7 protein-coding genes are annotated in these 11,929 nt (G+C 73.3%); 5 read left to right on the top strand and 2 right to left on the bottom strand.

The window, feature by feature from the left end:
• Positions 1–28: 28 nt before the first annotated feature.
• The 3 genes from ACZ60J_RS06440 (at position 29) to fdhD (ending at position 7,318) form a co-directional block, all read left to right on the top strand.
• The gene (locus ACZ60J_RS06440) at positions 29–3,988 is read left to right on the top strand and encodes an nSTAND1 domain-containing NTPase (RefSeq protein ID WP_469679301.1); all 3,960 of its coding nucleotides are present in this window, start codon (positions 29–31) and stop codon (positions 3,986–3,988) included.
• Positions 3,989–4,168: 180 nt separating this feature from the next.
• The gene (locus ACZ60J_RS06435; protein ID WP_469680251.1) at positions 4,169–6,481 is read left to right on the top strand and encodes an FdhF/YdeP family oxidoreductase; all 2,313 of its coding nucleotides are present in this window, start codon (positions 4,169–4,171) and stop codon (positions 6,479–6,481) included.
• 12 nt (positions 6,482–6,493) lie between these two features.
• Entirely contained in the window at positions 6,494–7,318 is an 825-nt protein-coding gene (fdhD, locus tag ACZ60J_RS06430) for a formate dehydrogenase accessory sulfurtransferase FdhD (protein WP_469679300.1), read from the top strand.
• A 19-nt stretch (positions 7,319–7,337) separates the two neighbouring features.
• Here the strand turns inward: fdhD and ACZ60J_RS06425 are convergent, their stop codons facing one another.
• A complete protein-coding gene (locus ACZ60J_RS06425; RefSeq protein WP_469679299.1) occupies positions 7,338–8,030 on the bottom strand; it encodes a Crp/Fnr family transcriptional regulator in 693 nt (230 codons plus the stop codon).
• A gap of 147 nt (positions 8,031–8,177) precedes the next feature.
• On the opposite strand from ACZ60J_RS06425, the gene hcp reads away from it, so the two are divergent.
• Entirely contained in the window at positions 8,178–9,842 is a 1,665-nt protein-coding gene (gene hcp / locus ACZ60J_RS06420; protein WP_469679298.1) for a hydroxylamine reductase, read from the top strand.
• Positions 9,839–10,933, top strand: a complete 1,095-nt coding sequence (locus tag ACZ60J_RS06415; protein ID WP_469679297.1) for a 2Fe-2S iron-sulfur cluster-binding protein — start codon at positions 9,839–9,841, stop codon at positions 10,931–10,933. Before hcp ends, ACZ60J_RS06415 begins: the two co-directional genes overlap by 4 nt.
• A 60-nt stretch (positions 10,934–10,993) precedes the next feature.
• Here the strand turns inward: ACZ60J_RS06415 and ACZ60J_RS06410 are convergent, their stop codons facing one another.
• Positions 10,994–11,842 (bottom strand): SGNH/GDSL hydrolase family protein, encoded by an 849-nt coding sequence (locus ACZ60J_RS06410; protein ID WP_469679296.1) that lies wholly within the window; start codon positions 11,840–11,842, stop codon positions 10,994–10,996.
• Between the last annotated feature and the right edge of the window lie 87 nt (positions 11,843–11,929).

Below are 11,929 nucleotides of genomic sequence, written 5' to 3'. Positions count from 1 at the left end.
AGATCTTGATCCCGGGGGAGGGAACACCATGGGACGCGGTGCGGGAAGGCCGGAGAAGGAGCTCGATCCGGGAGCCGGTCCCACGGCCCGGCTCGCCGCCGAGCTCCGCGCACTGCGCCGCGCGGCCGGCTCCGTCCCCTACCGGGAACTGTCCGCGCTGGCCGGCTACTCGGTGACGGCGCTCTCCCAGGCCGCCGCCGGAAACCGCCTCCCGAGCCTGCCCGTGACCCTGGCCTACGCCGGGGCCTGCGGAGGCGCCCGGACGGAATGGGAACGCCGGTGGCGCGAGGCCGCCGCCGAAGCCGAAGCAGAAGCCGCGACCGACGCGCCGGCCTCCCTCGGACCCGGCGCCGACGGCGCGGGCACGGCGCCCTACCGGGGCCTGACCCGCTTCGAACCCGAGGACGAGGCCGTCTTCTTCGGCAGGGAACGGCTGACCGGCCAACTGGCGGACCTGGTAGCCGAACACCGCTTCGTCGTCGTCCTCGGCCCCTCCGGCAGCGGCAAGTCCTCCCTGCTGCGGGCCGGTCTCATCCCGCGACTGCGCCGCTGCGCACCACCACTGCCGCCCGCCGCGGCCCTGCGCGTCCTCACCCCCGGCGAACACCCGATGCAGACCCACGCACCGGTCCTCACCCCCGCCGCCGGAGACGGCGAGACCTGGCTGATCGTCGACCAGTTCGAGGAGGTCTTCACCCTCTGCACGGACCCCGTCCAGCGACGCGAGTTCCTCGCGGCCCTCCTCGCCGCCCGCCACCCCGGAAGCCGGCTCCGCGTGGTGCTCGCCGTGCGCGCCGACTTCTACGCGAACTGCCTGGCCCACCCCGCCCTGGCCGAGGCCGCCCGGGCCGCGGCCCTCCCCGTGGGCCCGCTGACCGCCGAGGAGATGCGCGGCGCGATCGTGCGCCCCGCGGCGGCGGCCGGCCTCACCGTCGAACGCGCCCTTACGGCCCGGCTCGTGGAAGAGGTCACCCGCGAACCCGGCAGCCTGCCGCTGCTCTCCCACGCCCTGCTGGAAACCTGGCGGCGCCGCCGCGGGCGCACGCTGACCCTGGCCGGACACGAGGCCGCCGGCGGCCTGCGAGGCGCCCTGGCCCAGACCGCCGAGGAGGTGTACGCGGCCCTCGGGCCCGACCGCGCCCCCGTCGCGCGCCGCCTCCTGCTGAACCTGATCACCCCCGGCGACGGAGCCCCCGACACCCGGCGGCCCGTACCCCGCGACACCCTCGTGCCCCCGGACTCGCCGGAGGCCGCCGAAGCGGGTGCCGTGCTCGACCGGCTGGCCCGGGCCCGGCTCGTCACCCTGGACCGGGACGTGGTGGACCTGGCGCACGAGGCCCTGATCACCGCGTGGCCGCGGCTGCGCGGCTGGATCGACACCGATCGCGAACGGCTGCGGCGCCACCGCCGGCTGACCCAGGCCACCGAGAACTGGCTGACCCGCCGACGCGACGCCGGGGCGCTCCTGCGCGGAGACGAACTGGCCGAGGCCGAGGCCACCTTCGCCGCAGAGGCGGGACGCGCCGCCGAGCTGGTCCCGGCGGAGCGCGAGTTCCTGCGTGCGGGCCTGGCGTCCCGCGCCCGCACGCGCCGCATCCGTCGCGGCGTCACCTCCGTCGTCGGCCTCCTCCTCGTCCTCCTCACGGTCGCGAGCACGACCGCCTGGCAGCAGGGCCGCGACAACGTCCGGCAGCGCGTCGCCGCCGAGATCCGCAAGGCCAAGGGGCAGGAGCTGGCCGCCGCCCAGCTGGCAGCGGTGGCCCAGGGCCTACGGGGCTCCGACCCCGCACTGGCGATGCGGCTGAGCGTGGCCGCCTGGCGGGTCGCCGAGACCGCCGAGACCCGGTCGGCGCTGCTCGCGGCGTCCGTGCAGGCCGAAGTCGACGCCTACGACGTACCGGACGAGGCCGGCCCCTGGACCACCCACCCCGCGTCCCCGGTCCGGCTGAGCGCGGACGGCCGGATCGCGGTCACCGTCGACGTGGACTCCCTGCGCGCCTGGGACGTCACGAAGAAGACGGCCGTCGGACCGGAGACGGCCCTCGACCCGATGTCCCTGTTCCGCGGAGTCTCCCCGGACGGCCGCACCGCCCTGGTGCAGGGGGGCCGGGCGAAGCCCGAGCCCGCGACCGGGAACGGGGCGCGACGGCTGGACCTGGTGTCCGGGACTGCGCTCGACGCCGTGCCCGTCCCGGTGGGCGCTTCCATCGGCTGGACGGCCGCCGAACAGGTCCTCGCCGACCTGGACATGGACGGCGCCGCCGGCCGGCTCTCGCTCCGGGACGCACGGAGCGGCCGCACCCTGCTGGAGGTGCCGACCGGGCGGCATCCGATGTGGGCGCTCAGCCCGGACGGACGCCACCTGGCCGTGTGCGCCCGGGGAGGGGACGCGGTCGGCGCCTACGAACGGGCCGACGTGCCCCTGAGGGTCTGGGACGTGGCCCGGCGCGCCGAGCTCCCCGCCTCCCGGCCCGGAGCGTGCGCCGTGGACTCGTTCCGCTTCACCGGCGACGGCGCCGTCCTCGCGGCCCAGGAGGCGGCCGGCCTGAGCCTGTGGGACCCGGTCACGGGCCGGGAACCGGAGGGGATCAACCACCCCGGCCTGACCGAGGTGACCACCAGCCCCGACGGCCGGTTCGCCGCGGCCGTCGACGGCCGGGAGATCCTGATGTGGCGGCTCTCCGCACCCGAACGGCCGGTCTTCCGGTACTCCCTCACCAACGGGGCCGCCTCCCAGCTCCGGATCGACCCGAAGGACGGCGTCATCCGGTACCTGACCGAACGCAGGCTCGGCGACACCGTGGTGCGCACGATCTCCTACGGAACGGCCGCGACGGCGGACTGGAACGCCGAACCGGCATCGACGGGCACCTTCAGCGCGGACGCCACGACCGTCGCGGTCGACCGCCGGCAGGGAGACAGCACCTGGTTCGAGGCCTACTCCGTCGCCGACGGCCGGCGCACGGCCCGTACCCCGCCGGCCGACTGCCCGAAAGCCGTACCGGAACCCACCGGAACTCCCGCGCGACACGACTGCCGCGGCCTCCTCGCGCTCAGCCCGGACGGCCGCACCCTCGCCCACGCCCGGACCGACTTCGCCGAAGCCTCCGACGCGGGGGAGGACCGGCCGGCAGACGGGGCGCGCGCACCGCGCTCCCGGGAGCCGGCGCTGTGGGACGTACCGGCGAACACGGCCCGGCCCCTCCCCACGGACCCGGAACCGCCCTTCGCCGCCCGGATGCCCATCACGGGAATGGCCGTCTCACCCGACGGCCGGTCGCTGCTCACGACCCGGGCGGGCGTCGACACCCTGGACGTCCGGGACGTGCAGAGCGGGCGCCGGACCCGCCCCCAGGACCTCACGAAGGACCGGACCTCCCCCGTGGCGACCCCGCGGAGCGACCGGTCCGCACGGGTCGCGGTCCGCCCGGACGGCCGGCTGCTGGCAACCTCCTCGGAGACCTTCGACATCGCCACCGGCCGGCGCACCGAACGGGGCCCCACCACGGAACAGGGCGGGGTGATGGCCTACAGCCCCGACACCACGCGCCTGGCCGTCGGCGACACGACGGGCGGGGTCACCCTGTGGGACGGCGAGGCCGAGCGGCGTCTGGCCACCCTCCCGGCCGGCGCGGACGCGATCGGCCTCGACTCCGCGACGGAGAAGGCCGTCACCGCCGTGGCCTTTTCCCCCGACGGCCGCACCCTGGCCGTGGGGGGCGCCTCCGGCACGCTCCGGCTCTGGGACGTGAACTCGGGCCGGCCTCTGGGACCGCCGCTGCCGACCCCCGGCGACGGGATCGTCGCCGTCGCCTTCTCACCGGACGGCACGACCCTGCACAGCGCGGGCGAACACAGCACCGTGCGCACCCACCAGGTGACCCCGGACCGCCTGGCCGAGTCCGTCTGCACCCGCTCGGGAACCGGCCTCTCCCGGTCCGACTGGAGCACCTACCTTCCGGACCTCCCCTACCGGAAGACCTGCTGACGCACGCCCCCGGACCTTCGGCCGGCAGGACCGGCGACCTTCAGCCGGCCGAACAGGTGCTTTGGTCCCGCCGGTGGACCGTCCGGGCCGCCGTAGCCTCGTAGGGTTGTGATCGCTTCGCCGGTCCCACGGGACCCGAAGGGGACCGGTGCGGGCACGGCGACCGCATCGAGGAGCATGATGGCCGGCCGCGCACCCGGGTCCGATCCCGTTCAGGACGACCCCCGCATCACCCCGCCCGAACACCACGCGGTGGGCGTGCACGCGGTCACCAACGCGATGCGCATGGCCCAGCAGCAGATGGGCGTCGTGCGCAGCGCGCGTACGCTGCTCCGGGTCAACCAGCCCGACGGCTTCGACTGCCCCGGCTGTGCCTGGCCCGAGGAGTCGAAGGTCCACAAGGCCGAGTTCTGCGAGAACGGGGCGAAGGCCGTCGCCGAGGAGGGCACCCGGCGCAGGGTCACCCCCGCCTTCTTCGCCCGGTACGGAGTGGCGGAACTGCTCGGCCGGTCCGGGTACTGGCTGGGCCAGCAGGGCCGCCTCACCGAGCCGATGTTCCTCGACGAGGGCGCGAGCCACTACGCGCCCATCAGCTGGGAGCGGGCCTACGAGATCATCGGCGAGGAGTTCGCCGCCCTGGACTCTCCCGACCAGGCCGTCTTCTACACCTCCGGCCGCACGCCCAACGAACCCGCCTTCGCCCTCCAGCTCTTCGCCCGGCGCCTGGGCACCAACAACCTGCCCGACTGCGCCAACCTGTGCCACGAATCGACCGGATCGGCCCTGGTCGAGACCCTCGGCATAGGAAAGGGCAGCGTCTCCCTCGACGACATCCACCACGCCGACCTGGTGATCGTCGCCGGCCAGAACCCGGGCACCAACCACCCCCGGATGATGGCCGCCCTGGAGAAGACCAAGGGCAACGGCGGCAAGGTGATCAGCGTCAACCCGCTGCCCGAAGCGGGCCTGGAACGCTTCAAGAACCCGCAGCACGTCCGTGGCGTCGTGGGTGACGGCACCAAGCTGACCGATCTCTTCCTGCAGATCCGCGCCGGCGGCGACCTCGCCCTCTTCCGGGCCCTGAACCGGCTCCTCCTCGAAGAGGAGGACGCGGCCCCCGGCTCCGTCGTGGACCGGGCCTTCATCGAGGAACACACCCTGGGCTTCGAAGCCTGGGAACGCGACGCCCGCACGACCCGCTGGGACGACGTACTGGCGGCCACCGGGCTGCCCCGCACCCAGATCGAGCAGGCCGCGGGCATGGTCCGCGAGGCCAAGAGCGTCATCGTCTGCTGGGCCCTCGGGCTCACCCAGCACAAGCATTCCGTGCCCACCCTGCGCGAGATCGTCAACTTCCTCCTGCTGCGGGGCAACGTGGGCCGGCCGGGCGCGGGCGTCTGCCCCGTACGCGGGCACTCCAACGTCCAGGGCGACCGCACCATGGGCATCTTCGAGCGCATGCCCGAGGCCTTCCACCAGGCTCTGGACGCCGAGTTCCGCTTCACCTCGCCGCGGCACCACGGCTACGACTCGGTCAACGCCATCCGTGCCATGCGCGACGGCAAGGTCAGGGTCTTCGTCGGCATGGGCGGCAACTTCGTCGCCGCGGCCCCCGACACCCCGGTCACCGAGGAAGCGGTACGGCGCTGCGCGCTGACCGTGCAGATCTCCACCAAGCTCAACCGCTCCCACCTCGTCACCGGCCGGCGCGCCCTGATCCTGCCCACCCTCGGACGCTCGGACGCCGACCACACCGAGGCCGGACCGCAGTTCGTGACCGTCGAGGACTCCATGGGATTGGTCCACGCCTCGCGCGGCCGCCTGAAGAGCGAGCCGGCGCTCCGCTCGGAGACCGCCATCGTCTGCGCGATGGCCCGCGCCGCCCTGGGACCCGGCGACGACGTGCCCTGGGAGGAGTTCGCCCTGGACTACGACACCCTGCGCGAGCGCATCGAGCGCGTGGTGCCCGGCTTCGAGGACTTCAACGCACGGGTGCGCCGACCCGGAGGCTTCGCCCTCCCGCACGCACCCCGCGACAGCCGCAGCTTCCCCACCCACACCGGCAAGGCGAACTTCACCGTCAACGACATGGTGGTCCTTGCCGTCCCGGAAGGCCGGCTGCTGCTGCAGACCCTGCGCTCGCACGACCAGTACAACACCACGATCTACGGACTCGACGACCGCTACCGCGGCATCCACGACGGGCGCCGGGTCGTCCTGGTGAACCCCGAGGACATCGACGGTCTCGGACTGAGCGAGGGCGGCTACGTCGACCTGGTCTCCGACGGGCCCGACGGCCGCGAGCGCCGGGCCGCCCACTTCAAGGTCGTCTCCTACCCGACGGCCCGGGGCTGCGCGGCGGCCTACATGCCCGAAGCCACCGTCCTCGTGCCCCTGGAAGCCACCTCGGACATCAGCAACACCCCCGTCTACAAGGCCGTCATCATCCGTTTCGAACCCGACAGCGGCCCCGGCGCCGTCGCCGTCATCTGAAGGAGAGCCGCCATGAGCCGGGTCACCGGACGACGCCCCGTCCTCAAGCTGCGCGGCGACACCTCCACGACGCGCCCCGACACGCTCGCCGGGGAGGAGCCCCTGGAGATCCGCCTCGGCAGGGAGCCGCTGACGGTGACCATGCGCACCCCCGGGGACGACTTCGACCTGGTGGCCGGACTGCTGGTGTCCGAGGGCCTCGCCGCGACCACCGAGGACCTGGTGTCCCTGCGCTACTGCGCGGGCACCGGCACCGACGGTCACAACACCTACAACGTGATCAGTGCGGAACTGCGCGACGGGGAAGCCCCGTTGCCCTTGTCCACCCACCGCAGCCTCCTGATGTCCAGCGCCTGCGGAGTCTGCGGCAAGGACACCATCGAAGCGGTCCGCACCGCGTCCCGCTGGGACGTCGCCGGGGATCCGGTACGGCTCGCGCCGGAGGTCCTGTACGCCCTGCCCGAACGGCTGCGCGCGCGGCAGAAGACCTTCGACGCGACCGGAGGTCTGCACGCGGCCGGTCTGTTCACCGCGGACGGGGAGCTCCTGTGCGCCCGTGAGGACGTGGGCCGGCACAACGCGGTGGACAAGGTCGTCGGCTGGGCACTGCGCAGCGGGCAACTCCCGCTCAGGGGGCGGATCCTGATGGTCAGCGGCCGCGCCTCCTTCGAGCTGACCCAGAAGGCGGCCATGGCCGGCATCCCGGTGCTCGCCGCCGTCTCCGCACCCTCCACGCTGGCCGTGGACCTCGCCACCGAACTCGGCGTGACCGTCGTGGGATTCCTGCGGGGACGCGAGGGCAACGTGTACACGGGCGCGCAGCGGCTGAGCGCCTGAGCGTCCGGCACCGGGCCGGCTACAGCAGGCCGGTGCCCGGCTCGGGCGGCGCGAGCAGGGTGATGCGGCGCCCGTCGACCAGGATGGTGCCGGCCTGGGACAGCCGGCGCAGGACCCGCGAGAAGGTCTCCGGCTTGAGACTGAGGCGCGAGGCGATGACGCCCTTGTCCGCGGGCAACTGGACGCGGGCCGGGTAGCGCAGGGGCCGCCCGCGGCCGTCCGCGGCGAGCTGTTCGAGGTAGGCCAGCACCCGCTGCGTTCCGCTGTGCAGGGCGTAGGACTCGACGTCGGAGACGAGCTGGTGCAGCCGCCGGGCCAGGCCGCCGGCCATCCGCAGGGCGAAGTCGGGGCTCTGCTGCGCGAGTTCGAGCACCGGGCCGTGCGGGATGGCGAGGAGTCGCACAGGAGAGAGCGCCACGGCCGAAACGGGGTACGGCCGCCCGGTGAAGAGGAGGGCTTCGCCGAAGGTCTGGCCGGCCGAGACCAGGGAGATCACCTTCTGCTCGGCGGTGTCCGAGGAGACGACCAGGCGCACGTCCCCGCTGAGCACGTAGTAGAACCACCGGTGCGCGTCACCCGCCTCCACGATCACCTCGCCCTTGCGGTGGCCGACCGCCTTCACGCTCCGGCGGATCCGGCTGAGGTCTTCGGGGCTCACCGCGCTGAACAGGGGAATCAGCGCGAGGTCGGGCACGGGCACAGGCTGCGACATGTCCTTGAGTATAGATTTCACCAGGTTTGACCTCGGTCAAGGACATTGCGCCGATCCGTCCCTACGGTCGTGTTCGAAGGTGCCGGAAGCCGCACCGCCCGGGTCGGCCGGGCGACGATGCGGCCCGGCCAGACCAGAAGGACGAACGTGTTCTGTTACCAGTGCGAGCAGACCGACCGGACCGGACCGACCCCCGGGTGCCACACCAAGGGCAGCTGCGGCAAGGACGAGATCACCGCCGCACTGCAGGACCTGCTCATCCACCTGTGCAAGGGCATCTCCCAGTACGCCGTGCGCGGCCGGGCGCTCGGCGCGACCGATCCGCAGGCCTCCGCCTTCGTGGCCTACGGGCTCTTCTCCACCCTGACCAACGTCAACTTCAACGCCACCCGGTTCGTGAAGCTGATCCACGAGGCGTCCGAGGTCCGCACCCGGGTCCGCTCCGCCTACGAATCCGCGGCGCGGGCCGCCGGACAGGAACCCTGGATCCCGGAGGGCCCCGCCGCCTTCGAGCCGGCCGGTGACGTGGAGGGGCTCCTCGCGCAGGCGGACCTGGCCGGCATCCGGGTCGGGCAGGAAGAGGTCGGCGAGGCCGTGGTCGGACTGCGCGCCTTCGTCCTGTACGCGCTCAAGGGTGTCTGCGCGTACATCCACCACGCCCGGGTCATCGGCTACCGCAGCGCCGAGATCGACGCCGGGATGGAAGAGACCCTGGACTACCTGGCGGGCGAACCCGCCGACGCGGAGGACCTGCTGGCGCGCGCACTGGAGGTCGGACGCGTGAACCTGGAGGTCATGGCCCTGCTGGACAGCGCCAACACCGAGACCTTCGGCTCGCCCGCGCCCACCAAGGTCCGCATATCCCCGGTGGCCGGCAAGGCCGTCCTGATCAGCGGCCACGGTTTCGACGAACTCGTGGAACTGCTCAAGCAGACCGAGGGCACCGGCATCCAGGTCTACACCCACGGCGAGATGCTCCCGGCCCACGCCTACCCGGAGCTGGGCAAGTACCCGCACCTCGCGGGGAACTACGGCGGCGCCTGGCAGGACCAGCAGCAGGACTTCACGGCCTTCCCCGGTCCGATCGTCATGACCTCCAACTGCCTGATCGAACCCCTGCCGGCCTACAAGACCCGCACCTTCACCACCGGCCCCGTGGGCTGGCCCGGCGTCCGGCACGTCGACGACTACGACTTCCGCGGCGTCGTCCGTGCCGCCAAGGCCACCCCCGGGTTCCCCGAGACCGCACCCGAGGAGATCATCACCATCGGCTACGGCCGCAAGGCGCTGCTGTCGATCTCCCAGAACATCATCGACGCCGTGCACTCCGGCGACATCCGCCACATGTTCCTCATCGGCGGCTGCGACGGCGCCGCCCCCGGCCGCGACTACTACACGGAACTCGCCAGGGCCACCCCCGACGAGTCGGTGATCCTCACCCTGGGCTGCAACAAGTACCGCTTCAACAAGCTCACCCACGGCGCCACTCCGGGCGGCCTGCCCCGGCTCCTCGACGTCGGCCAGTGCAACGACACCTACGCCGCCATCCGGGTGGCCCAGACCCTCGCCACCGCACTCGACACCGACGTCAACGACCTTCCCCTGACCATCGTGCTGGCCTGGTTCGAGCAGAAGGCCCTCGCCGTCCTCACCACCATCCTCTACCTGGGCCTGCGCAACGTCCGCACCGGCCCGACCGTGCCCGCCTTCGTCACCGAACCGGTCTGGCAGCTCCTGTGCGAGCGCTTCGGACTGCGCGCCAGCCAGAGCGTCGAACACGACCTCGCAGAGGCACTGGGAACCGCCCGATGACCGCCGCCCCCGACACGGCCCGTGCCGCCGCCCGCACGGAACCGGTCACCCTGCGCATGACCACCCTCGACGGCGAGTCCATCGAGGCACCCTGCGACCCGGGCCAGTCCGTCCTGGACGCCGCCGCCGACGCCGGATACCTCCTGCCCTCCCTGTGCCGCAAGGGCACCTGCGGCGCGTGCATCGCCACGGTCACCGACGGCACGTACGACCACGGCGCCCACAACCCCGAGGCCCTCAGCGCCGAACGGGCCCGCGCGGGCGGTGCACTGCTGTGCTGCACGTACCCCCTGGAACCGCTGTCGATCAGCCTCCCCTACGAACGCTCCCGGGTCCTGACCGGCCGCATCGCGGAGCGCACCGCCACCGTCACCGTCCTCGAACCGCTCCCCGGGAACCTGGTGCGCCTGGTGCTCCAGCTGGACGAGGACCCCGGGCTCGGCAGCGGCGCCGAGTTCGAACCCGGCCAGTTCGCCCAGCTGCGCATCCCCGGCGAGGACACGGAGTCCCGGGCCTACTCGTACGCCAACGCCCCGAACTGGGACGGCGAGCTGGAGTTCTACATCAGGCTCCGCCCCGACGGGTACTTCTCGAACTGGCTGCGGGAAGGGGCCGCGCTCGGCGACCGCCTGGCCGTCCTGGGCCCGCAGGGTGCGTTCGGCCTGGTGGAGACGGGACTCCGGGCCCGCTGGTTCGTGGCCGGCGGCACCGGTGTGGCGCCGCTCCTGTCGATGGCCCGCAGGATGGCCGAGTTCGGCGAGAGCCATCCGCTGCGGTTCTACAGCGGGGCCGACACCGCCGCCTGGCTGTGCGGCGCGGACGCCGTGCAGGCGCTGCGGGACGAGCTGCCGCAGCTCGGGACGGTGTTCTCCGTGAAGGAACCGGTCGACCGCCCCGGCTACCGGCAGGGCCGCATGATCGAGGCGCTCGCCTCGGACCTCGCGGAGCTCCGGGCACGGGGCGGGGCCGACCCGGACCTCTACGTCTGCGGATCTCCCGGGCTCATCGACGCGGTCGAACGCCTTGCGGCGGACCACGGGGTGGCCCCCGAACGGATCCTCAGCGAGAAGTTCGCCTCGTCCGCCGTCTGAGGTCCACTGCCGAGGTCCACTGTCCGAGGTCTGCCGTCCGAGGTCCGCCGGTACGGGCCGTCAGCGCGCGGCGTCGGCCAGAGCCAGGCCGAAGGCGCGGGAGCCCTGGGCGTTCGGGTGCAGCGGGAAGGCGTCGCGGGTGGAGACGGCGCCCTCGATGTAGCGGTCGGCCGCGGGGGCGCAGGCGTCGTGGCCGGCGCCCAGGGCCCCGGTGTCGACGAACTGGGCGCCGTGCCGGGCGGCCGCGGCGCGCAGCACCGCGCCCAGCTGGTCGACCTTCGCCTGGACGTAGTCGGCGTCCTGGCCCCAGTAGGGCTGGAACGGGAAGCAGCCCCCGGCGCGGAAGTACGAGCCGTAGCCGACGACGAAGATCCGCGCGTGCGGCGCACGCCGGCGGACGGTGTCGAGGACCGCGTCGAAGGTCGGTGCCCAGGCGTCGATGGCGGTGCCGTACCGGTCGGCGCCGCCTTCGGTGTTGTCTGCGGCGCAGCTCCTGCCGAAGGGCCGGGGCAGCAGGTTGACACAGCCGACGGTGAGGCCGGAGAGGGCGTTGTCGTTCGCGCCGACGGTGATGCTGACGAGGTCGGTGTCGGCGGAGAGGGCGTCGTACTGGGGCGCCGTGCCGGGGAACTGGGGCGAGTGGAAGTCGGCCGCCGTCGCGCCCGAGCAGGTCACATCGGTCAGGGCGGCGCCGAGCGCCGCGGCGGCCACGTGCGGGTAGTCGGCGAGCGAACGCACGCACTTCGGGTCGGCGGGGTCGGCCGGGCGGACCAGCGGGGCGGCGGCGTAGGAGTCGCCCAGGGCCACGTACTGGAGGCGGTCCCCTGCCGCCGCGGTGGCGGTCGGGGCGGCGAGGACGGATCCGCAGAGCAGGGTGGTGACCAGCAGCGCGCGCAGTGGCGTCTTCATCAGGAGAGTCCCTTCGTGGCGGTACGGAGGCTGGTGGGTCGGTGCGTGGGGGAGTGCGCTGAGGGTGGCGCCGGGCGGTTGCCGGGC

The organism is Streptomyces sp. NPDC104226 (assembly GCF_055584085.1).
Note: the sequence above shows the minus strand (reverse complement) of the source record. Positions and strands in the feature narration are given on the sequence as shown.

Bases quoted from the DNA above. Each gene is read 5' to 3' on its own strand.
- ACZ60J_RS06425 (WP_469679299.1), bottom strand. From the start codon at position 8,030: ATGTCGCAGCCTGTGCCCGTGCCCGACCTCGCGCTGATTCCCCTGTTC.
- ACZ60J_RS06435 (WP_469680251.1), top strand. From the start codon at position 4,169: ATGGCCGGCCGCGCACCCGGGTCCGATCCCGTTCAGGACGACCCCCGC.
- ACZ60J_RS06415 (WP_469679297.1), top strand. From the start codon at position 9,839: ATGACCGCCGCCCCCGACACGGCCCGTGCCGCCGCCCGCACGGAACCG.
- ACZ60J_RS06410 (WP_469679296.1), bottom strand. From the start codon at position 11,842: ATGAAGACGCCACTGCGCGCGCTGCTGGTCACCACCCTGCTCTGCGGA.
- fdhD (WP_469679300.1), top strand. From the start codon at position 6,494: ATGAGCCGGGTCACCGGACGACGCCCCGTCCTCAAGCTGCGCGGCGAC.
- ACZ60J_RS06440 (WP_469679301.1), top strand. From the start codon at position 29: ATGGGACGCGGTGCGGGAAGGCCGGAGAAGGAGCTCGATCCGGGAGCC.